Origin of the sequence: Curtobacterium sp. MMLR14_010, assembly GCF_001865015.1 — a bacterium.
GTDB lineage: Bacteria > Actinomycetota > Actinomycetes > Actinomycetales > Microbacteriaceae > Curtobacterium.
Genome location: NZ_MJGV01000046.1, coordinates 514,738 through 536,627, shown reverse-complemented (window position 1 = coordinate 536,627; position 21,890 = coordinate 514,738). Strand labels below are relative to the sequence as shown.

At 73.7% G+C, this 21,890-nt stretch carries 22 protein-coding genes and 1 other RNA gene; 14 read left to right on the top strand and 9 right to left on the bottom strand.

All coding sequences use genetic code 11. The features are described 5' to 3' along the window. Positions 1–24 precede the first annotated feature (24 nt). The gene (locus BIU98_RS11070; RefSeq protein WP_071275831.1) at positions 25–432 is read right to left on the bottom strand and encodes a RidA family protein; all 408 of its coding nucleotides are present in this window, start codon (positions 430–432) and stop codon (positions 25–27) included. A gap of 32 nt (positions 433–464) precedes the next feature. Next, entirely contained in the window at positions 465–968 is a 504-nt protein-coding gene (locus BIU98_RS11065) for a heme-degrading domain-containing protein (RefSeq protein WP_071275829.1), read from the bottom strand. A 128-nt stretch (positions 969–1,096) separates the two neighbouring features. Here BIU98_RS11065 and BIU98_RS11060 point away from each other — a divergent pair, with 128 nt between their 5' ends. After that, positions 1,097–2,590, top strand: a complete 1,494-nt coding sequence (locus BIU98_RS11060; protein ID WP_083393172.1) for a reverse transcriptase family protein — start codon at positions 1,097–1,099, stop codon at positions 2,588–2,590. Between the two features lie 26 nt (positions 2,591–2,616). Here the strand turns inward: BIU98_RS11060 and BIU98_RS11055 are convergent, their stop codons facing one another. Continuing rightward, the gene (locus BIU98_RS11055) at positions 2,617–2,907 is read right to left on the bottom strand and encodes a metal-sensitive transcriptional regulator (RefSeq protein WP_071275827.1); all 291 of its coding nucleotides are present in this window, start codon (positions 2,905–2,907) and stop codon (positions 2,617–2,619) included. Between the two features lie 113 nt (positions 2,908–3,020). Here BIU98_RS11055 and BIU98_RS19445 point away from each other — a divergent pair, with 113 nt between their 5' ends. The 3 genes from BIU98_RS19445 to BIU98_RS11040 are packed head-to-tail and all read left to right on the top strand — an operon-like array spanning position 3,021 to position 5,251. Beyond that, positions 3,021–3,554, top strand: coding sequence for a hypothetical protein (locus BIU98_RS19445; RefSeq protein WP_071275825.1), 534 nt, complete (start codon positions 3,021–3,023; stop codon positions 3,552–3,554). After that, a complete protein-coding gene (locus tag BIU98_RS19440; RefSeq protein ID WP_071275823.1) occupies positions 3,551–4,216 on the top strand; it encodes an RES family NAD+ phosphorylase in 666 nt (221 codons plus the stop codon). The genes BIU98_RS19445 and BIU98_RS19440 overlap by 4 nt, the downstream gene beginning before the upstream one ends. A 54-nt stretch (positions 4,217–4,270) precedes the next feature. Continuing rightward, entirely contained in the window at positions 4,271–5,251 is a 981-nt protein-coding gene (locus BIU98_RS11040) for a hypothetical protein (protein ID WP_071276481.1), read from the top strand. Here BIU98_RS11040 and BIU98_RS11035 read toward each other — a convergent pair. The 4 genes from BIU98_RS11035 to BIU98_RS11020 all read right to left on the bottom strand — a co-directional run bounded on the left by BIU98_RS11035 (position 5,239) and on the right by BIU98_RS11020 (position 9,264). Further along, positions 5,239–7,494, bottom strand: coding sequence for a cation-translocating P-type ATPase (locus BIU98_RS11035; RefSeq protein WP_302847966.1), 2,256 nt, complete (start codon positions 7,492–7,494; stop codon positions 5,239–5,241). The two genes, BIU98_RS11040 and BIU98_RS11035, sit on opposite strands and share 13 nt — an antisense overlap. Beyond that, the gene (locus BIU98_RS11030) at positions 7,491–7,760 is read right to left on the bottom strand and encodes a heavy-metal-associated domain-containing protein (protein ID WP_254787863.1); all 270 of its coding nucleotides are present in this window, start codon (positions 7,758–7,760) and stop codon (positions 7,491–7,493) included. The genes BIU98_RS11035 and BIU98_RS11030 overlap by 4 nt, the downstream gene beginning before the upstream one ends. A 32-nt stretch (positions 7,761–7,792) precedes the next feature. Then, positions 7,793–8,353 carry a GIY-YIG nuclease family protein gene (locus tag BIU98_RS11025; protein ID WP_071275819.1) on the bottom strand — a complete coding sequence of 187 codons (561 nt, stop codon included), beginning with the start codon at positions 8,351–8,353 and terminating at the stop codon, positions 7,793–7,795. A 71-nt stretch (positions 8,354–8,424) separates the two neighbouring features. Then, on the bottom strand, positions 8,425–9,264 hold the full coding sequence (locus BIU98_RS11020) for a siderophore-interacting protein (protein ID WP_071275817.1): 840 nt from the start codon (positions 9,262–9,264) through the stop codon (positions 8,425–8,427). A gap of 85 nt (positions 9,265–9,349) precedes the next feature. Between BIU98_RS11020 and BIU98_RS11015 the strand changes: the two genes are divergently transcribed. The 10 genes from BIU98_RS11015 to BIU98_RS10970 all read left to right on the top strand — a co-directional run bounded on the left by BIU98_RS11015 (position 9,350) and on the right by BIU98_RS10970 (position 20,484). Then, positions 9,350–10,024, top strand: coding sequence for a heme oxygenase (biliverdin-producing) (locus BIU98_RS11015; protein WP_071275815.1), 675 nt, complete (start codon positions 9,350–9,352; stop codon positions 10,022–10,024). Between the two features lie 192 nt (positions 10,025–10,216). Next, complete coding sequence (locus BIU98_RS11010; protein WP_071275813.1) at positions 10,217–12,874, top strand: phosphoenolpyruvate carboxylase; 2,658 nt, start codon at positions 10,217–10,219, stop codon at positions 12,872–12,874. Positions 12,875–13,985: 1,111 nt separating this feature from the next. Beyond that, positions 13,986–15,188, top strand: coding sequence for a multidrug effflux MFS transporter (locus tag BIU98_RS11005; RefSeq protein WP_254787860.1), 1,203 nt, complete (start codon positions 13,986–13,988; stop codon positions 15,186–15,188). 65 nt (positions 15,189–15,253) lie between these two features. Then, the gene (locus BIU98_RS11000; RefSeq protein WP_071275811.1) at positions 15,254–15,592 is read left to right on the top strand and encodes an STAS domain-containing protein; all 339 of its coding nucleotides are present in this window, start codon (positions 15,254–15,256) and stop codon (positions 15,590–15,592) included. Further along, the gene (locus BIU98_RS10995; RefSeq protein ID WP_254787858.1) at positions 15,589–16,005 is read left to right on the top strand and encodes an ATP-binding protein; all 417 of its coding nucleotides are present in this window, start codon (positions 15,589–15,591) and stop codon (positions 16,003–16,005) included. The genes BIU98_RS11000 and BIU98_RS10995 overlap by 4 nt, the downstream gene beginning before the upstream one ends. 79 nt (positions 16,006–16,084) lie before the next feature. Continuing rightward, positions 16,085–17,044, top strand: coding sequence for an AraC family transcriptional regulator (locus BIU98_RS10990; RefSeq protein WP_071275809.1), 960 nt, complete (start codon positions 16,085–16,087; stop codon positions 17,042–17,044). 34 nt (positions 17,045–17,078) lie between these two features. Continuing rightward, complete coding sequence (locus BIU98_RS10985) at positions 17,079–17,624, top strand: alpha/beta hydrolase (protein ID WP_071275807.1); 546 nt, start codon at positions 17,079–17,081, stop codon at positions 17,622–17,624. A gap of 129 nt (positions 17,625–17,753) precedes the next feature. Beyond that, positions 17,754–18,836: a hypothetical protein gene (locus BIU98_RS10980; protein ID WP_071275805.1), complete on the top strand. Its 1,083-nt coding sequence runs from the start codon at positions 17,754–17,756 to the stop codon at positions 18,834–18,836. A 65-nt stretch (positions 18,837–18,901) separates the two neighbouring features. Then, positions 18,902–19,750 (top strand): Nif3-like dinuclear metal center hexameric protein, encoded by an 849-nt coding sequence (locus BIU98_RS10975; RefSeq protein ID WP_071275803.1) that lies wholly within the window; start codon positions 18,902–18,904, stop codon positions 19,748–19,750. Between the two features lie 2 nt (positions 19,751–19,752). Continuing rightward, positions 19,753–20,484 (top strand): zinc ribbon domain-containing protein, encoded by a 732-nt coding sequence (locus tag BIU98_RS10970; protein ID WP_071275801.1) that lies wholly within the window; start codon positions 19,753–19,755, stop codon positions 20,482–20,484. 78 nt (positions 20,485–20,562) lie between these two features. Here BIU98_RS10970 and rnpB read toward each other — a convergent pair. Then, positions 20,563–20,919, bottom strand: an RNA gene (rnpB, locus tag BIU98_RS10965) — RNase P RNA component class A. A gap of 201 nt (positions 20,920–21,120) precedes the next feature. Further along, a complete protein-coding gene (gene ppgK / locus BIU98_RS10960; RefSeq protein WP_071275799.1) occupies positions 21,121–21,870 on the bottom strand; it encodes a polyphosphate--glucose phosphotransferase in 750 nt (249 codons plus the stop codon). Positions 21,871–21,890 lie beyond the last annotated feature (20 nt).

Here is a 21,890-nt window from a genome sequence, read left to right as displayed (position 1 = left end):
TCGATGTCCGGTGTCCGGCGCGTCTCAGTCGACGACGGCGGCGACCGCCTCGATCTCCACGAGCTGGTCGTCGTAGCCGAGGACGGTCACGCCGAGGAGCGTGCTCGGGACGTCGTGCTCGCCGAAGGCATCCCGGACGACCTCCCATGCCGCGACCAGGTCGGCCTGCCGCGCGGACGCCACGAGCACCCGCGTCGACACCACGTCCGTGAGCCCGGCGCCGGCGTCGGCGAGGGCCTGCCGGAGGTTCGCCACGCACGCCGCCGCCTGCCCGGCGGGATCGCCCACGGCGACCGTGCGGCCGTCGGCGTCGAGCGGGCAGGAGCCGGCGAGGAACACCAGCCGGGCCTCGGCGGGGGCCGTCGCGGCGTAGGCGTACTCGGCGACCGAGCTGAGGGTGGGGGAGCGGATGAGGCGGACGGCTCTGACCATCCGTCCATCCTGACCCATCCGGCTCCGGCTCATCAGTCCTTGCCGGCGCGGTGTGCGCGGAGGGCCTCGACGACGAGCGCGTGGTCGTCGTGCATCTCGAGCCCGCTCACCCCGACCGCGCCGAGGAGCATCCCACGCACGAGCACCGGGAACCCGCCGCCCGCGGCCTGGTACTGCCGGGGGTCGAGCGCGGCGGCCTCGTCGAAGGTGCTCCCGCCGACCTCGTACTGCGTCCGCACCGCCAGGGTCGAGTGCGCGAAGTGCCGGACCACGCGGAACTTCCGCTCCAGCCAGGCGTCGTTCACGGCACCAGAGCCCGGCGTCGCGGCGTGGAACACCCGCTGCTCGCCGAACGACACCGCGATGCCGATGCCGAGCCCGCGTTCGAGCGCGGTCGCCCGCAACCACGACCCGACCGCCCACGCGTCGTCCAGGTCGAACGCGTCGTGGTCCAGCTCGCGCTCCTCGGCGAGCAGGACGCGCAGCTTCTCGTCGGGCTCGAGCGCGCGGTACGGCGCTCCGTCGGTGTCGCTCATGGGGCTCCTCATCGAGTCGGTCGCGGGGCGTGCGCCCCGCTGGTGACGCTAGCCCCCACCCACTGGAGGCTCGTGGCGGCGCCGCCACGAGCCTCCCGGCATCCACCTGGTCGCCGTAGGGTGTCGTCGTGGAGTTCCCGGGGGAGGCGGACGGCGCGCGCGACGCGCCGACCTCTCCGGGGTCACCCCGGGGCACGCAGTACCAGCAGGACGACACGCCCCGAGAGGCTCGGCGCGCTCCGCGCGCGCTCCCTCACGGAGGCACCGACAGGTCCCCCGGGAACCCCACGCCGCTCGACGTCGTCGCACGGGCACTCGCCGACGCCTTCCTCGCGGCGGAGTCCTGGGAGCACGACGACCTGACCGCCGCCGGGTACGACGTCGTCGGTACCGAACGTGCCTACGTCGGGCTGGCCGTCGCCGCGGCGCTCCGGGCGTTCCCGCGCCCGCCCGTCGACGCCCCGCGGCAGTTCGCCGCCGTCCTCGCGAGCGACCCGAGGCTGTCGACGCTGCACCGCTCCCGAGAGGACCGACGCCCGGTGCGGGTGCTCCTGCGTCGGGCGACGGCGGTGCGCTCCCGCCCGGAGACCGACAGCCGGCTGCTCGTCGACACGCTGCCGGAGCTCGCCCGTGCACTCGACCTCAAGGTGGGGCGGTTGCTCTGGCTGGCCGACACGCAGGGGTGGAACCGGCGCCCGGGTCCGTCGAGCCCGCTGCACCACCACCGGCACGAGTGGGTGCGCCGGAACGGCCGGACCCCGCGGCTGCTCGAGAAGCCCCTCGACATGCTGCGCCGGACCCAGCGGACGATCCTCGACGACCTGCTCACGGCACTGCCGGTGCACGACGCCGCACACGGGTTCGTGCCGGGGCGCAGCGTCGTCACCGGAGCCGCTGCGCACGTCGGCCAGCAGGTCGTCGTCTCCGTGGACCTGACGTCGTTCTTCGCGTCGGTGCAGGCGCCGACGGTCTACGGCGTCTTCCGGGCCGCCGGGTTCGCGGAGCCCCTCGCGCACGTGCTGACCGGGATCTGCACGCACCGGGTGCCACCGCACGTGCTCACCGCGATGCCGCCGGGGGGCGACCCGGACGAACGAGCCGCGCTCCGCCGGGCGCTCACGACGGCGCACCTCCCGCAGGGTGCCCCGACATCACCGGCGCTCGCGAACCTCGCCCTGCGGCACCTCGACGCCCGGCTCGCGGGGTGGGCGGCGTCGGTGGACGCGGTCTACACCCGGTACGCCGACGACCTGACCTTCAGCGGCGGTGACCGGCTCGCTGCCCGGACGGACGCGTTCCTCCGCGGGGTCGAGCGGATCGTGCGCGACCAGGGGCACGTGCTGAACGCCCGGAAGACCCACGTGCGACGTGCCGGGGTGCGCCAGTCCGTGACCGGGGTCGTGGTGAACGAGCGGACGTCGCCCGGGCGCCGGGAGGTCGACCGGCTGCACGCGGTGCTGCACAACTGCGTGGTGCACGGCCCCGTGTCCCAGGACCGTGGCGCGCACCACGACTTCCGCGCGCACCTGCTCGGGCGGATCGGCTGGGTGGGTCAGGTGCACCCCGGACGCGCCGAGAAGCTGCGTGCGCTGTTCGACCGCATCGACTGGGCCGGGGTCTGACCGGGCTGCGTTCGGCGCCGCGCGGGTCAGGAGCGGACGAGTCGGGCGATCGCCTCGGACGCTTCCTTGACCTTGGCGCTCGGGTCGCCGCCGTCGGCCACCGCATCGGCCACACAGTGGGTCAGGTGGTCCTCGACCAGGCCGAGGGCGACCGACTGCAGGGCCTTCGTCATGGCGGAGACCTGCGTGAGGATGTCGATGCAGTACTGCTCGTCCTCGACCATGCGCTGCAACCCCCGCGCCTGGCCCTCGATCCGCTTGAGGCGCTTCAGGTAGGCGTCCTTCGACGAGATGTAGCCGTGCGTGTGGTCGGTCATGACGCCTCCTGGAGTCGGTACCCCTCCAGGGTATGGCATCGGCCTGATTCGGTTGACGTGGTTGACACGGTGGTCGTAGGATCGGTTGACACGGTTGCAGGAGGGCGGGCACGATGCCGACGACACAGCACGCAGGGACCAGCACGACGGAGGCGGCGCTGCTGTCGGCGATCCGCGACCGACTCCGCGGGGGCCGCTACGACGAGGCCCTCGCCGCGGTGCCCGACGTCGGGGCACTCGCCGACCGGATGGTCGCCGCGCTGCCGTCGGTCAAGCACGAGGCCGACGAGCTGATCGGCCCCTTCTACGACGCGTCCTCGCTCGCAGCGTGGCGCGGTGTCACGCGGCAGGCCATCAGCAAGGCCAGCGCGAAGGGCGACCTGCTCGGCCTGAAGATCGGCGACGGCAGCCGGATCTTCCCCTCGTTCCAGTTCGGACCGTCAGGAGCACCCCTGCCGCACCTGCGCGAGGTCCTGGCGCTGCTCGACCCGGACCGCATCGACCCGTGGGGCAGCGCGCTCTGGCTGAACACCGTCGCGGACGAGTTCGGCGGCACGACCGCTGCCCAGGCGCTGCGCGACGGCCGGTACGACCCCGTGCTGCGTGCTGCCCGCCGTGCCGAGCGCGCCTGGCTGGCCGACGCGTGACGGAACGCCGGACCGAGGTCGCACAGCTCGCACCGACCGAGGACGCCGACCTCGCCGACTTCCCGAGCGTCGAGTCGCGCGGCACGACGTTCTACCGGGCGAAGCGTCACGACCGCGGCGCCTGGTGGTTCGCGAGCACCCCGGCCGACGCGGACGGTGTCGACGGCGGTCGGTTCGACCTCGCCGATCCGCGCGGCACCTGCTACTGGGCCGACTCGGTCGAGGTCGCCGTGCGCGAGCGCCTGGCCCACCACACGCTGCACACGAACACCGTGTTCGTCGGTCGTGCTCGCGAGATGGTCGTCGTCGCGGCTCGGGCGTCCCGCGGTCGTCGCTTCGCCGACGTCACCGCGCCCGACGCCGTCCGGCACGGGGTCGGGGCGGAGCTCCAGACGATGGTCGACTACCGCGTGCCACAGGCGTGGGCGCGGGCGTTCGACGCCGCCGGGTTCGCCGGGGTCCGGTACAGTACGCGCTTCACGAGCGCCGCTGCACCGAACGCGTGGGCGGTGTTCGGGGACGCCGGCATCCCACGGCGACCGCGCCCGGAGCGCGTGCACCGCGACGGGGTCTCGGCATGCGTGGAGTCCGGCATCCGGGTGCTCGAGGACGGGTCGGCCGCCGGACCCGAGCGCTTCACCATCGTCCCGCCGCCGCGCTGACGGCACGAACCAGTCCGAGCAGTTCTGTCGGTGGTCCGCTCTACCGTGACGGCCGTGGTGGAACCCGTCGACGCGTGGTGGCGCCGCCGACAGTGGTCGCGCGGTGTGCCGATGCCGTACGCCGTGGGGGAGTTCCGCGAGGCCTGGGCGTCCTACCCCGTGCTCATCCGGCAGTACCACCCCGACTGGAACGCCGGCGTCGTCCTGACGCAGATCCCGCCGGCAGCCGAGGTCCTGCTGACGTGGGAGTGCGACGTCGGCCACGTGTTCGTCGCGACCCCGGCCGAGCAGCGCGGTCGACCGGGGCGCGAACGCCGACGGTCCGTCTGGTGCCCGGAGTGCTCCCTGATGGCGAAGCCCCAGCGCTGGCCCACGCTCCCTGAGGACTGGCCCGCCGCCGTCCCCGCTCCGCAGCGCGCTGTCCGGGCGACGGGCCGACAGACCCTGCCCGCAGCGCCCGCTCGCCGTGGTGGTGGTGGGAACATGCCGGTCAGTGCGGTCGCCTCGACACGAGCCGGGCGCGGGCGCGGGGTCGGACGGACGTCGGGCTCCCGGGCCACGATGCCGCGGACGATCTGCCCGAAGACGCCCAGGCTGCCCTCCGGCGAGCCGTTCGTCAGCGTCTGCGCCCCCGCAACGGCGTCCGCGGTGGAGGCCGAGCTCCGTGCCGCACTGTCGTCGCGCTTCGACTTCACCTTCGACCAGAACGCGATCCGCCTCGACCGCCCGTTCCACGACCACGTCGAGGCCTGGCCGGACATCATCCTGCCGGAGCTCCGCGTGGCGATCGAGTACGACTCGACCGGACGGCACGGCCTGGAGCACGTCGGATCCCGCGAGGACTCCGACCGGCGGAAGGACCGCGCCTTGCGGAGCGTCGGGTGGGAGGTCGTCCGCATCCGCACGGGTCGGCTCCCGGCGCTCGGCCCGTACGACCTGCAGGTGTCGGGCATCTCCGGCCGCACGGTCGACCGGCTCGTCGACACGCTCCGTGACCTGCGCGGGGCGCTGTTCGTCGACGCCTACGCCCGCTGAGCGCGCGCCGTCCGCGCCGCCGGCGCCGTGCCCGTGGCGTGGTCAGCCCCGCTGCGGAACGACCGCAGGCGCAGGCTGTTGCTGACGACGAAGACGGACGACAGCGCCATCGCGGCACCGGCGATCATCGGGTTCAGCAGGCCGGCCATCGCGAGCGGGACCGCGGCCACGTTGTAGGCGAAGGCCCAGAACAGGTTGGCCTTGATCGTGCCGAGGGTGCGACGCGCGAGGGCGATCGCGTCGGCCGCCGCTCCGAGGTCGGCACGCACCAGGGTGATGTCCGCGGCCTCCATCGCGGCGTCGGTCCCGCTGCCCATCGCGATGCCGAGGTCGGCGGCCGCGAGTGCTGCGGCGTCGTTGACACCGTCGCCGATCATCGCCACGGAGCGGCCCTGGTGCTGCAGGCGGACGACGGTGTCGTACTTGTCCTCCGGCCGGACCTCGGCGATGACGTCCTCGATGCCGACCTCGGCCGCGACGGTGCGTGCGACGGCCTCGGCGTCACCCGTGAGCATGACGGTGTGCAGCCCCATCGCGTGCATCCGCCGGACCGCGTCGCGGCTGGTCGGTGCGACGGTGTCGGCGACGCGCACGACACCCCGCGCGACGCCGTCCCACGCCACGACGACGGCCGTCGCCCCGGCGTGCTCGGCCGTCCGGACGGCCGTGGTGACCTCGTCGGGGACCGCGACAGCCCACTGGTCGGCGAGCCATGCCGGTCGCCCGACCAGGACGAGGGAACCGTCGACGACGGCCTGCACGCCGAGCCCGGCGCTGGACCGGAAGGACTCGGCGACCGGGTGGTCTGGGTGCGCGGCCACGATCGCCCGCGCGACGGGGTGCTCGGACCCGGCCTCGGCGGCGGACGCCCGGGCGAGGACAGACGCCTCGGTGGTGCCCGCGACGGCGGTCACCCCGCTCACGGTCATCCGACCCGTGGTGACGGTGCCGGTCTTGTCGAGCACGACGGTGTCGACGCGCCTGGTGGCCTCGAGCACCTGGGGGCCGCGGATCAGGATGCCGAGCTGGGAGCCACGCCCGGTGCCCACGAGCAGTGCGGTCGGCGTCGCGAGGCCCAGCGCGCAGGGGCAGGCGATGACGAGGGTCGCGACGGCGGCGGTGAACGCGGCCTGCACGTCCCCGGTGAGCAGGAGCCAGCCGACGAGGGCCAGCACGGCCAGGCCCAGCACGATCGGCACGAAGACGGCGGACACGCGGTCGGCCAGGCGCTGCACGTCGGCCTTCCCCGTCTGTGCGGACACCACGAGTCGACCGATGCGCGCGAGCTCGGTGTCCTGGCCGACGCGGGTGGCCTCGATCGTCAGCCGGCCGCCCGCGTTGACGGTCGCGCCGACGACGGCATCGCCGGGACCGACCTCGACCGGGACGGCCTCGCCCGTCATCACGCTGGTGTCGACGGCGCTGCTGCCCTCGACCACGACGCCGTCGGTGGGGATGCGGTCACCCGGACGGACCACGAAGCGGTCACCCACCCGGAGGGCGGCGGTCGGCACGTCGGTCTCGACGCCGTCGCGGAGCACCCGGGCGGTCGGGGCGCCGAGGGCCAGGAGTGCCTGCAGCGCCGCGCCGGAGCGGTCCTTCGCCCGGGCCTCGAACCACCGGCCGGCGAGCAGGAACACCGTCACCGCGGCGGCGACCTCGAAGTAGGGCTCCGGCGCTGCACCGGGGTGCGGCAGCCAGGTGAAGGCCATCCGCATCCCGATCGCGCCGGCACCGCCGAACACGAGCGCCCACACGGACCACAGCGTCGCGGCGGCGACACCGACGCTGACGAGGGTGTCCATCGACGCAGCACCGTGGCGGGCGTTCACGGCGGCGGCGCGGTGGAACGGCCACGCGCCCCACACCGCGACGGGGAGGGCCAGGACGAGCGCGACCCACTGCCACCCCGGGAACTGCAGCGCCGGGACCATCGACAGGGCGACCACGGGGACCGCCAGAGCCGTCGAGAGGACCAGTCGCCGACGCAGCGGTGCGGTCGTGTCCGTGTCGTCCGGGGTCGGCTCGGGCAGGTGGGCCCCGTAGCCGGCGGCCTCGACCGTGCGGATGGCGTCGTCGACCGCGAGCTCGGCCGGCAGGGTGACCGTGGCGCGCTCGGTCGCGTAGTTCACGCTGGCCGAGACGCCGGGGAGCTTGTTGAGCTTCCGCTCGATGCGGTTCGCGCAGGACGCGCAGGTCATGCCCTCGATCGACAGCTCGACAGGGGTGTCCGTGGCCGTCACGAGGCGACCAGCGTGTAGCCCGCTTCCTCGACGGCGGCGGCGACGTCGTCTGCCGACAGCGGCTGGCTGCTCGTCACGCGGGCGGTCGAGACGCCGCCGACGGTGAGCTCCACCGCGACGTCGGTGACCCCGGGCAGCGCGCTGAGCTCCTCGTCGACGCTGGTCACACAGTGGCCACACGTCATGCCGGTGATCCCGTAGGTGCTCGTCAGCTGCTCGCTCATCGCGGTCGTCCCTTCGTCGTCGTACCCCCACCGTATACCCATGGGGGGTACCTCGCCAGGGGTACGAAGCGGCGTCAGCCGCGCAGCGCGAGCGCCTCGCTGGTCCACCGCGCGTGAGCGTCCCACGGGTCGGACACGCCCGCGGCGACGACGTCGACGTGTGCGAGCAGCTCGGGCGTCACGCGGAACCACTCCGTGCCGGGGTACCGGGTCGCGGCGAACTGCTCGTGGCGCCGGCGCTCCAGCCGGCGGTCCCCGCGCTCGAACGCCAACAGGTCCTGGTGGCTGATCCTGGCGAGCCGCTGCCGGGGGTTCGCCGTCGTGCCGATCTTCACGCGGTCGCCGACGTGGTCGCGCTGCCGCAGGTAGTAGACGACGTCGACCCGCGGGGGAGCGAGGTCGCCGTCGGGCACCTCGCCCCACCGCCACTCGCACACCGCACACACCGAGCCCGCGGCGAACCGCACGCCCACCCGTGACCCGCAGACGGGACACGGGCCGGGGAGCAGGTCCTCGACGCCGACGAGTTCAGCGGCGTGGTCCGCGACGACGGCGACGTGCAGCGCGCACAGGGGCACCGGCGCGCCGGGCGCGAGCGGGCTCGCGCAGCCGGGGACGCAGCAGGACGGGACCATGCGCGGCACGCTACCCGGCACGTCCGACGCCACCCGAGCCTCCAGGCCGGCACCGGACCGCCGGCCGACGCTCAGGCGAAGATGACGCCGATCGGCTCGCGCTTCTCCTCCTGGAACCGGTCCTCGGCGCGGCCGAGCGCCCAGTACGCGGAGAGCGACAGGTCGCGCTTCTCCAGCTGCCACTCGTCCTGCAGCAGCCGACGGATCGCCTTCATCGCGGCCCGCTCGCCGTGCGCGAACACCTGCACCGGACTGGAGGCACGGGGCAGCGCCTGCGCCGCTGCGAGCAGGAGCGTGCCCGGCTCGGCGCCGGTGGCGTCCCGGTGCAGCCACCGCAGGTCGACCCCGGCCGGGCGCCGGAGGTCCTGCTCGTCGCCGGGACCGGCCACCTCGACCAGGGCGACGCCCGTGGCGGAGGCGTGCATGGCCTCCAGGGCGGCGCCGATGGCGGGGAGTGCGCTGTCGTCGCCGAGCAGCACGTGCGTGACGTCGGGGTCGTCGCTCGGGGCGTAGCCGCCGCCGGGACCGGACAGGGCGAGCCGGTCACCGGGCTGCGCTGCTGCCGCCCACGGTCCCGCGAGCCCGTCGTCGCCGTGCACCACGAAGTCGATCGCGATGGTGCGGGCGACATGGTCGACGGCGCGGACGGTGTACGTGCGGCGGGCCGGGCGGTCCTGCTTCGGGAGCGTCTCGCGGAGGGCCTCGAGGTCGTACGGCGGTTCCAGCCCGAGCCCCGGCTTCGCGAGCAGGAGCTTCACGTACGTGTCCGTCGCGGCGAGGCTCGCCGGGTCGGCGCCGGCGACGAAGTCGTCGAACGCGGGGCCGCCGAGGTGCACGCGGACCATGTGCGGCGAGAGGCGCTCCGTGCGCTCGACGACGAAGACGGACTGAGGGCGGTTCTTCGAGCTCATCGTGGGGGAGTGTCCTCTCGGATGGCGGCCGGGTTCCTGGGAGAAGCCCCTTGACGTCGCCAAGGGTAAGGCTAGCCTTACCTCCATGGACACCACGGTCACCCCGTTCTCCGAGCTGTTGCGCCGACGCACGCAGCGCTCGCACGGGACGAGCGCGGGCAACGGGTTCATGCACGACCTGGTCGACGGCCAGTGCGACGTGGCCGACTACGCCGCCCTGCTCGGGCAGTACGCCTTCGTCTACGACGCCCTCGAACGGGCTGCCGAGCGGATGGCGGAGCACCCGGTCGCCGCGCCCTTCGTCACGCCGCAGCTCACCCGGATGCCGGCGATCCGCGCGGACCTGGAGTACCTGGTCGGGCCGGACTGGGCCGAGCTCGTGTGCCCGCTCCCCGCCACCACGGCCTACGTCCGCCGGCTCAACGAGGTCGCCGCCACGTGGCCGGGCGGCTTCGTCGCACACCACTACACGCGCTACCTCGGTGACCTGTCCGGCGGCCACCTGCTCGGCTCGCTGGTCGCGGAACAGTTCGGGTTCGACACGAACGGCGTCCTCTTCTACATCTTCGACCAGGTCGCCGACCCGACCGCGTTCGGTGACACGTACCGCGCGCAGCTCGACGCCGCGCCCTGGGACGACGTCGAGCGCGAGCGGGTCATCGCCGAGGTGGAGCTCGCGTACGCGCTGAACACGGGGCTGCTCGCGGGACTGGACGCCCAGCGCGGGCCGCTGGCGCCGCCGGCGTCCGCCACCGCCTGACCGCTGACTGCGCCTCGCAGTCACCGCACGTCGTGCACGGTGGCGCCGAGCGCCGAGCGCCGAGCGCCGTGCACCGCGCGTCGCGCACCGTGCCAGGCCGTCTGGACGGTCGTCGTCACGCGCGGCCGGCTCCCGATACGCTGCTGGGGTCCCGGACCGGTACCCCGGGCGAGCCTGACCCGAAAGGACCCCATGACGGCGATCGACGGTTCGACACGCTTCGGCAGTGCCCGCGACGATGTCAGCGGTGCGGTCGACAGCGACCTCCGCGCTGACGTCCGCTACCTCGGCGAACTCCTCGGCCGCGTGCTGCGGGAGAGCGGCGGCGACGAGCTCCTGCGCGACGTCGAGTCCCTGCGCGCAGCGGTCATCACGGCGTACGAGGGCTCCGACGCCGAGGGGGCCGCACGGGCCGAGGCCGTCGTGGCCGGGATGTCGGCCGAGCGTGCCGAAGAGGTCGCTCGGGCATTCACCACCTACTTCCACCTGACGAACCTGGCCGAGGAGCACCACCGCGTGCGCGTGCTCCGGCTCCGCGGGGACGACGGCGGCGTCGCGGGGGACTCCTTCCCGGCGACGTACGCGCGCCTCGTCGACGAGCTCGGCCCCGACGAGGCCGCCGCGCGCCTCGACGGCCTCCGGTTCCACCCCGTCCTGACCGCCCACCCGACCGAGGCCCGACGCCGCGCGGTCACCACGGCCGTCCGACGCATCACGGACCTCATCGACGAGCGGGACTCCGCCAAGAACGCCATGGCCCGCGCGGAGAACGAGCGCCGGCTCCTCGAGGAGATCACGACCCTCCTCCGCACGTCCCCGCTCCGCACCACCCGGCCGACCCCGCTCGACGAGGTCCGCACGGCGATGAGCGTGTTCGACCAGACGCTGTTCGAGATCGTCCCGCAGGTCTACCGCCTGCTCGACGACCGGCTCCTCGGCGACGCCGCCGGCAGCGCCCCGGTCCAGGCTCCGGCCTTCGTCCGCTTCGGCACGTGGATCGGCGGTGACCGCGACGGCAACCCGCACGTCACCGCCGCCGTCACCCGACAGGCCGCGGAGATCGCCGCCGAGCACATCCTGCTCGGCCTCGCCCGCGCCGCCACCCGCATCGGCAGCACGCTGACACTCGATCACGACGAGACCCCGGCCGACCCCGGCCTCACGGCGCTCGTGTTCGCCCAGGAGGCCCTCGACGCCGAGATCGCCGAGCGCATCGGCATCCGCGCGCCGAACGAGACCCACCGCCGGGCGCTGCTGTTCACCGCGGCACGCCTCGACGCCACCCGCCGTGGCGAGCCGGGCCTGGCGTACGACGGCCCCGAGGCCTTCCTCGCCGACCTCCGCGTCATCCAGGCCTCCCTGGTCGTCGGCGGTGCCGCTCGACCCGCGTACGGCGAGCTGCAGAACCTCATCTGGCAGGTCCAGACGTTCGGGTTCCACCTCGCCGAGCTCGAGATCCGCCAGCACTCGCAGGTGCACCGGACCGCCCTGGCCGATATCCGCGCCGGCGGCGAGCTGAGCGAGACCACGGAAGAGGTCCTCGCGGTCTTCCGGACCATCGCCGACCTGCAGCGCCGCTACGGGGTCCGGGCCTCGAACCGCTACATCGTCTCCTTCACGCAGTCCGCCGCCGACCTCGCGAACGTGCACGAGCTGGCCGCCGCCGCCCTCGGGTCCGTCGAGGCCGCGCCGGTCCTCGACGTCATACCGCTGTTCGAGACCTTCGCCGACCTGCACGCCAGCGTCGAGATCCTCGACGAGGCCGTCCGCACCGAGGCCTTCCAGCGGCGCCTCGCCGTGACCGGTCGGAAGCTCGAGGTGATGCTCGGCTACTCCGACTCCTCGAAGGACGTCGGCCCCGTCTCGGCGAACCTGGCGCTGTACGACGCCCAGGCCCGCATCGCCCGCTGGGCCAGGGACAACGACGTCGAGCTCACCCTGTTCCACGGCCGCGGCGGCTCGCTCGGCCGTGGTGGCGGACCCGCGAACGAGGCCGTCCTCGCGCAGCCGCCCGGGTCGATCGACGGCCGCCTGAAGATCACCGAGCAGGGCGAGGTCATCTTCGCCCAGTACGGCGACCAGGACATCGCCGCCCGACACCTCGAGCAGATGGCCGCGGCGACGCTCTTCGCGTCCTCGCCCTCGAACGAGGCCCGCACCGAGGCCGCCGCCGACCGCTTCCGCGACCTCGCACAGCGCCTCGACGACGTCTCCCGCGAGGCCTTCCACGCCCTCGTCAAGGCCGAGGGCTTCGCGCCCTGGTTCGCCCGGGTCACCCCGATGGAGGAGATCGGGCTGCTGCCGCTCGGCTCCCGTCCCGCCCGCCGTGGCCTGTCGGTGGAGTCGCTCGAGGACCTCCGCGCCATCCCGTGGGTGTTCTCCTGGACCCAGGCCCGCATCAACCTCGCCGGCTGGTACGGCCTCGGCTCCGCGCTCGAGGCCGTCGGCGACCTCGACCTCCTCCGCACCGCCTTCCGGGAGTGGCCGCTGTTCGGCGCGATGATCAAGAACGTCGAGATGTCCCTCGCGAAGACGGACGAGCAGATCGCCCGTCGCTACCTCGACCTCGCCGACCGCGACGACCTGGCGAGCGCCGTCCTCGACGAGATGATCCGCACCCGCGACTGGGTCCTCCGGGTCTCCGGCGGCTCCGACGTCCTGCAGGACCGCCCGGTGCTCGCCCGCGCCGTGCGACTCCGCAGCCCCTACGTCGACGCCCTGTCGCACCTGCAGCTCCGGGCGCTCCGCGCGATCCGCACGACGGGGAGCACCGACCCGACGGACGCCGACCACCGGCTGCTCCTGCTGACGGTGAACGGCATCGCCGCCGGCCTCCAGAACACGGGCTGACCCGCGCGGCCCCGGGTCTCGCCAGGTCCCGCGGCCTGGTGCGAGGTTGCGCACGTGGTGCGGGGCCGTCGCGGCGCACGGTGCGCGCCACCGGACGGGAGGCTCGGTGCCAGCTGGCACCGAGCCTCCCGTCCGTCGCGTGGTGCGCCGCGCCGCCGGATCACCCTCGTCGAGTGGTCGCGACGCCGACCGGCCACAGTTCGTCGCTCCGGCGCCGCCGGTCCGACGGTTCCCGACCGCTCGCGGCCCCGCACCGTGGTGCGAGGTTGTGCACCTGGTGCGGGGTCGTCGCGGCGCACGGAGTGCGCAACCTCGCACCGGCTGGGCGACCGCGCACGGTGCGCGCCCCCGGACGGGAGGCTCGGTGCCAGCCGGCACCGAGCCTCCCGTCCGTCGTGTGGTGCGCCTGCCGCCGGCCGGTCACCCTCCTCGAGTGGTCGCGACGCCCCGTCGGCGCGACGCCGACCGGCCACGGTTCGTCGATCCGGCGCCGCCGGGACGACGGTTCCCGACCACCCGGCGGACGTGAGCGGGGTGTCGTGACCGCTCGCACCCCCGCCCGCACCCGCCGCCGCCGGCATCCCCGCCTGATGCGAGCTTGCGCACGTCGTGCGAGGCCGTCGCGGCGCACGGAGTGCGCAACCCCGCACCGGCCGGGCGACCGCGCACGGTGTGCGTCCGTCGTGTGGTGCGCCTGCCGCCGGCCGGTCACCCTCGTCGAGTGGTCGCGACGCCCCGTCGGCGCGACGCCGACCGGCCACGGATCGTCGCTCCGACGTCGCCGGGACGACGGTTCCCGACCACCCGGCGGACGCGAGCGGGGTGTCGTGACCGCTCGCACCCCCGCCCGGCCCCGCCGCCGCCCGGCCCCGCCGTCCGGCCCCGCCGTCCGGCCCCGCCGCCCGCCCCGCCGTGTGGTGCGAGGTTGCGCACGTCGTGCAGGGCCGTCGCGGCGCACGGAGTGCGCAACCTCGCACCGGCCGGGCGACCGCGCACGGTGCGCGCCCCCGCGCCCACCCCGCCCCCGCCACCGCCACCGCCACCCCGCCACCGCCACCGCGACTGACCCCACCCCCGTCGAATCGATTCGGCAGCGCGTAGCCTTGCCGCCGTGACGACGGCGCGCACCCGCAACCGACCCATCCGCATGACCCTGCCCCCGATCGTGCCGCTGGCGCTCATCGTCGGGGTCTCGCCCTTCGCGACGGACATGTACATCCCGGCGCTGCCTGCGATCGCCCGCGACCTCGGCAGCACCCCGAGCGCCGTGCAGCTCTCGCTCACCGCGTTCCTCGTGGCGTTCGCGGTCGGGCAGCTCCTCGCCGGGCCGGTCAGCGACGGCATCGGTCGGCGGCCGCTGATGCTCGGCGGGACGGCGCTGTTCGCGCTCGCCTCGCTCGGCTGCGCCCTGGCGCCCGACGTCGGCACGCTCGTCGCCGCGCGGGTCGTGCAGGGCCTGGCCGGGGCCGCCGCCGCCGTCGCGGGCAGGGCGATGGTGTCGGACGTCACCGAGGGGCCGCGGATGGCGAAGGTCTTCGGCACCCTCGCCGCGATCAACGCCATCGGCCCGGTCGTGGCGCCGTTGGCCGGGGGAGCGGTGCTGCTCGTCGGCACGTGGCGGGTCATGTTCGTCGTACTCGCGGTCCTCGGCGCGGTGTTCTTCGCCCTCGTCGTGCCGTTCTTCCACGAGACCCTGCGTCCGGCTGCCCGCGGCGGGATCGGACTCGGTGCGAACTGGCAGCGCATCCGGCAGCTCGTGGCGATCCCGCGCTTCCGGGCGTACCTGCTCACGAGCGTGCTCTCGACGATCGGCTTCTTCGCGTACATCGCGACGAGCTCGTTCGTGTTCCAGACGCAGTTCGGCTTCTCCGAGCAGCTCTACACGATCGTCTTCGCCACGAACGCCACGATGATGATCGTCACGACGCTCGTGTTCCGGCGGGTCGTCGGGCGGTTCTCCGAGGACGCGCTGCTCACCACCGGCCTGCTCGTCGGGACGATCGGCGCCGCCGGGGTGTTCGGCTCGGCGGTCATCGGCCTCGGTCCGGTCGCCGTCTGGTGCTGCCTCGCCGTCGTCACCGCCGCGTGGGGCTTCGTCCTGCCGGCCGCCATGACCAGGACGCAGCACATCGGTGCAGCCCATCCGGGGACCGCCGCAGCGCTGCAGGGCGGCCTGTCGTTCGGGCTCGGCGGGCTCGGAACACCCCTGGCCGGGCTGCTCGGCGGCACCGCGATCGCGATGGGATCGGTCATGGTGGTGCTCATGGGCGCGGCCGTCGTCGTGCAGGTCGTGGCCGCACGACGCGCCGACTGACGGCAGCGCAGCGCAGAACCGGTAGGGTCGCGGAGCAAGACGTTCCGATCAGAGGGGGCATCCGCATGGACATCGTCGTACACGAGACAGGCACGGACACCGCCGTCCTGGAGTGCACGGGCCGACTCAACATGGTGTCGGCACCGGCGTTCCGCGAGACCGTCGCCACGGTCGTCGACGGCGGACACCACCGGGTGGTCGTCGAGCTGTCCGGGGTGGAGTTCATGGACTCCTCCGGACTGGGCGCGCTGGTGGGCTGCCTGAAGACCGCGCGGCAGGCCGGCGGGGACCTGCGCATCGCGGCCCCGTCCGAACAGGTGACGATGGTCCTCACGCTGTCGAACATCGACAAGATCCTGCGGACGTACCCCGACGGGGACGCCGCGGTCGCCAACTGGGCGTGAGCGGGACCGCCGTGGCCGAGCACCGCCTCGACTTCGCGTCGCCGCCGGACGACGTCACCGCCGTCCACGAGTTCCTCGCCCGAGTCTGGGGCACCGAGCCCTCCGTCGGGCCCGAGGACCGCATGGCCTTCGAGCTCGCCCTCGTCGAACTCGCCTCCAACGTCGTCGAACACGCCGGCGCCGACGCGCGCGTCGCCTGCTCCCTCGCCCTCGCGGTCCGCGACGGCGGCCTGGAGGCTCGGCTCACCGATGACGGTCTGCCTGCCTCCGTCGACCCCTCGGTTGCCGAGCTCCCAGATGCGTCCGCCGAGAGCGGTCGCGGTCTCGCCCTGGTCGGCATGGTCGTCGACGAGCTGCGCTACGCGCGTGAGGGCGAGACGAACACCTGGACGGTCCGTCGCCTGATCCGGTAAGCGCATCGGGTCGGCCGGAACCCGCAAACTCGTGTGAACGATTGAGACACCTGGCATCCGCCGTGTCACGATCACCGCGATGAACGACCAGTCTGATCCCAGGAGCAGCTTCGAGACCTCGGGGACCGTCCTCGAGGACGCCCTGCGGATGTACGAGGACGCCTACGAGGGTGCCGGCTTCGCGGCCGCACGCACCGATCGTCCCTTCGCCTACCGGTTCCGCGGTGTCGGCAACGACCAGATCTCGTTCCGCTCGACCCGCTTCGACGCGCGCGTCCGTGGTGAGGTCGAGCTGCAGGACGAGTACGCGGTCATGTGGACGGCCGACGGCGGTGGACGCATCGACATCGGTCGCGACGAGGCCCAGCTCCGGCCCGGGTCGCCGATGATGTTCCCGACCGGTCGTCCCTTCGTCTTCGAGCTCGCCGACGTCCGGCAGAGCCTGGTGCAGTTCGAGCGGACGCACCTCGAGGAGATGGCCGCCGAGCTCCACGGCGTCCAGCCCGGGCCGCTCGTGTTCGACCACACGGCGGCACCGCGACCGGAGGACCTGCGCGTCTGGAACCAGCAGGTGCAGCGGGCAGCCGGCGTCGTGCTGGGTTCCCCACCGGTCTCCGTCATCGGGCTCGCCGAGATCGCCCGGGCCACGGCGCTCGCGCTGCTGAAGACCTTCCCGCACCGGTTGCTCGCGCCCCAGGTCCCGCTGCCGCAGGGGGCCACCGGCCGTGTCCGCGAGGCCGTCGAGTACATGCACGCGTTCGCCCACACCCCGATCTCCACGACCGACGTGGCGGACCACGTCGGGCTCAGTGTCCGCGGGCTGCAGCAGGCCTTCCAGCGCCAGGTCGGGACCGCGCCGAACTCGATGCTGCGCGGGATCCGCCTGGACCGCATCCGCGAGGAGCTCCGTCGTGGTGCGCCCGGCGAGCTGACCGTCGCCGCGGTCGCCGTGCGCTGGGGGTTCGCCCACCTCGGCCGCTTCTCCGCCGCGTACGCCACCCGCTTCGGTGAGTACCCGCGGGACACGCTGCAGGCCTGACCACCGCGGCCACGGCGTCCCCTACGCTCGTGGCGTGAGCAGACCGCGACCGTGGGTGATCGTGCCCGGGATCTGGAACTCCGACGCCGAGCACTGGCAGTCCGTCTGGCAGGCCGACCGGCGCGAGGACGCCGTGCGCATCGCCCCCACGTCGTGGTCGGAGCCCGACCCGGGCGACTGGTCCGCCGCGCTCGACGCCGCGGTCGCAGCCGTCGACGGGCCGCCGGTCCTCGTCGCCCACAGCCTCGGAGTCCTCGCCGTGGCCGAGTGGCTCGCCGACCACGACGACGGCCGGATCGCCGGCGCGTTCCTCGTCGCGCCGCCCGACCCCGACGCGCCGGGCTTCCCGCACGCGGCCAGGGGCTTCGCGTTCCCGACGCGAGCGGTGGCGACCCCGACGCTGCTCGTCGTGAGCGACGACGACCCCTACTGCACCCGCGAACGGGCCGAGGGCATGGCCGCCGTCCTCGGGTCGGACGTCGAACGCATCGGCGCGCACGGGCACGTGAACATCGCCAGCGGGGTGGGGGACTGGCAGGCCGGTCGCGCGCTCCTCGGGGCCTTCGCCGACCGTCTCTGACGCCTCGGGAGCCGCGAGGCCGCTCCGGCTCCCGCGCCCGGTCCTCCTCGGGCCTGACATGCCAGCCGATCCCGCGACACACCGCCGATGTGCCGCGGAGTGACGCTCACGATGTTTCATACTTCCTCCATGGAGACGCAGTCCGGGACACGCACCCCGCTCGTGGACCCCTTCGGTCGCGAGGTCGAGGAGTGGCTCAGGGACGCCCCGGCCACCCGCACCCCGTACCTGGCCGACCTGGTGGTCCCGCCCGTGACCGGTCCCGTGCAGCGTCCGGACCTCCTGGTCGACGCGCCGGCCGTCGCTCCCGAGACCACCGCGACCGCCGCGCCGGACGAGGCACCCGCGTCCGCTCCTGCTGACGACGCGTCCGCTCCTGCTGACGATGCGTCCGCTCCTGCTGACGACGCGGCGTTCCGACGCCCCCGCGACCACGGCCGCCACCGCTCGCTGTGCGCCCCGTCGTTCCCCGAGCCGCCCGAGCGCCTGGCCCTCCGCCTCGAGGAGCTCGCCGTCGAGGTCTCCGCGCAGAGCGGCCGAGCAACGCTCGAGCGCATCGTCGTCCTCGAGGACGAGGTCCGTCGCCGCGACGAGGACCTCGCCCGCCTGCACGCGTGGGAAGCCGCCGTCGCCGACCTGACCGACCCCGAGGTCGACGCCGCCCGCGCCTACGCCCGGTCCGTGTTCGAGGACCTCCTCGCCGACGCCGCCGACGAGGCCGACCGCCGTGACCGCGCCGCAGCCCGGCGTGCCGCCACCACCGGCGCCGTGACCGTCGTCGCTCCCGCACCCACCCCCGTGCCCCGCTCCGCACCGGCACTCGTGCTGCCCGTGGCCGCACCGGTCGCTGCGACCGGCACCGCGGCCCTGGACGACGCCGACGCCGACCGCGACGAGCCCGCGCGACTCGTGCCGAGCCTCCTGGCCGTCACCCCGGTGTCCGCGAACACGCGACCCACCCCGCTCGTCTCGCCCGCCACCGGGCCGACCGTCATCGACCGCGACGCCTTCGCGGCGGTCCTGCGGGCGCACCGCGCGGAGTCGGACGCCACTGCGGACACGGCCAACACGCCCGTCGTCTTCCCCGAGGAGCACGCGGCGGCCCTGGACTCGGCGCCGACCGCTGCCGACACCGCGACCGATGCGCCGGCCCGACCCGGCTGGTGGGCACGCGTCGTCGCTGCGGTCCTCCGCGCCGTCGGCCGTCGCTGACCGCGTGACCGACCTCGTCGACGCTCGAGGCCCGGTCGCTCCGGTCCGCTCGGTAGACTGACGGGATGCCGACGCTCCGCGATCTCCAGGCCGTGATCGAGACCCTGTGGCCCGCTTCCGGCACCGAGTCGTGGGATTCCGTCGGGCTCGTGTCCGGTGACCCGGACGCGGTGGTCGAGCACGTGCACCTCGCCGTGGACGCCGTCCCGGACACCGCGCGGGAGGCCGTCGATCTCGGTGCCGACCTGCTCCTGACGCACCACCCGCTGCTGCTGCGCGGCGTGACGACGGTCGCCGAGTCCACCTACAAGGGCTCCGTCCTCGCCACGCTGATCCGCGGTGGATGCGCGCTCGTCGCCGCCCACACGAACGCCGACGTCGTGACGACCGGCACTTCGGCGGTCCTGGCGGAGCGGCTCGGGCTCACCGACCTGCGTCCGCTCGAGCCGGGCGACGCCGACGGCACCGGGATCGGTCGCGTCGGGGTGCTCGCCGAGCCCGTGTCGCTCGGCGTTCTCGCCCGTCGCATCGTCGACGTCCTCCCCGCCACGGCCTCCGGCGTCCGGGTGTCCGGCGCCTACGACCAGCCCGTCCGCACGGTCGCGCTCTGCGCCGGCGCCGGGGACTCCCTGCTCGGCAACGCCGCCGTCCTCGACGCCGACGTGTACGTCACGAGCGACCTGCGCCACCACCCGGCGTCCGAGTTCCGCGAGCAGGCGATGCTCGTCGACGGCCCGGCCCTCATCGACACCTCGCACTGGGCCACCGAGTGGCTCTGGCTCGACGTCGCCGCCGAACAGCTCCGCCAGGCCGCCGGCGTCCGCGTCACCGTGAGCGACCTGCGCACCGACCCGTGGGACTTCGCGGTCCTGCCGTCAGCCCCCACCACCGAGCACCACAACGAAGGAGCCTGACCATGAAGGCAGCACCCGAGGACCAGGTCATCCTCCTCGACGTCCAACGACTCGACAACGACATCACCCGGATCGCGCACCGCATCAGCTCCCTGCAGAAGGGCGACCGGCTGACCGAACTCGGCAAGACGGCCTCGTCGCTGCGCAGTGAGCTCGCCGCGGCCACCGGCGACGTCGAGGACTCCGAGCGCGACCTCGCGCGGCTCGAGTCCGACACCGCGACCGCGCAGGCCCGGGTCGAGCGCGACACCACGATGCTCCAGCACGCCAACGCGAAGGACTCCGCGGGCCTGCAGAACGAGCTCGAGTCGCTGCAGCGTCGCATCGGCGACCTCGAGACCTCCGAGTTGGAGGTCATGGAGCGCCTCGACGTGTACCGCGCCCGCGTCGGTGACGTCGAGGCCCGCCTGGCTGACGTCGAGGCCGCCCGCGCCGGACTCGTCGCCGAGCGGGACACCGAGATCCAGCGGCTCGAGAACGACCGCGCCGCCGCCACCCAGAGCCGCGCGGACATCGCCGCGAAGGTCCCCGAGGACCTGCTCGCGCTGTACGAACGTCAGCGCGCACGCTACGGCTTCGGGGCGTCGCTGCTGCAGGGTGGCGTGTCGACGGCTTCGGGCGTGACGCTCACCGGCGCGGACCTGCAGGCCGTGCGCCGTGCCGCTCCGGACGACGTCGTGCTCTGCCCCGACAGCGAGGCGGTCCTGGTCCGCACGAAGGAGTCCGGCCTGTAGACCGGACCACAGACAGACGGGAGGCCCGGTGCCAGCTGGCACCGGGCCTCCCGTCTGTCTGGTCTGACGTGGCCTGCGCGAACGGGCCGGCCGTACGCCGGGTTCTGTCCCGCCTTGCAGCGGTGACGGCCATCTCTCTCGGACCGACGTTGCCGTCGGCCTCCAGCGGTCTACCCGAGGACTCGGCGAGCAGCCTCAGCGTCCTCTGTCTGACCTTGCTCCGGGCGAGGTTTACCGAGCGGATCCGGTCACCCGGACCCCTGGTGGTCTCTTACACCACCGTTTCACCCTTACCGGTGTCGCCACCGGCGGTCTGTTCTCTGTGGCACTGTCTCGCGGGTTGCCCCGGGTGGGTGTTACCCACCGCCCTGCTCTGTGGAGCCCGGACGTTCCTCGGCACTCCCGGGGGAGTGACGCGACCGTCTCACCGACCCGTTCGCACCCCCAACTGTAGCGGGACGCGACCGTACTGCGCTCACACCGGCGACCCGTTGGCCGGGGGTGTACCGGGACGCGACCGTACTGCGCTCACATCGGCGAGTGGCCACGGACCGTCGGAGTAACGACCGCCTGACGACGATTCGTGACCGCTCGGCGGTAGACCAGCGGGGTGTCGTGACCGCTCAGGTGGCACGACTACTTCGACGCGGCCGCCAGGGTCGCCGCACCGATGATGCCCGCGTTGTTGCGGAGCGTCGCGGGGATGATGTCCGCCTGCAGGTCGAGCAGCGGCAGGAACTCCTCGTACTGCTTCGACACCCCGCCGCCGACGACGAAGAGCTCCGGGGAGAGCAGGGCCTCGAGCCGCGAGTAGTACTTCTGCAGGCGCTTCGCCCAGTGCTTCCAGGAGAGTTCGTCCCGCTCCTTCGCCGCGAAGGACGCCTTCGTCTCGTAGTCGACGCCCTCGATCTCCAGGTGGCCGAGCTCCGCGTTGACGATGAGCACGCCGTCGTTGATGAGCGCCGTGCCGATGCCCGTGCCGAGCGTCGTCACGATGACCAGGCCCTCGCGACCCTTCGCGGCGCCGAACTGCTGCTCGGCGAACCCGGCGGCGTCGGCGTCGTTGACGAAGTGGATGGAGCGGCCGAGCTCCTTCTCGAACAGGGCCTCGGCCTCGAAGCCGATCCACTTCTTCGACACGTTGGCCGCGGACATGGTCTTGCCGTCGCGGACGATCGCGGGGAAGCAGACCCCGACGGGGACGTCCGACGCGGGGGAGAGCTCGTCGAGGATCGACTTCGCGACCTCCACGATGTCGTGCGGCTTGCCCCCCTCTGGCGTGGCCTTCTTGATCCGGTCCGTGGTGAGTTCGCCGGTCGCCGTGTCGACGATCGCGCCCTTGATGCCCGTACCGCCGATGTCGACGCCGACTGCGAGGGAGGTCATGTGGAGCCTTTCGGTAGGGA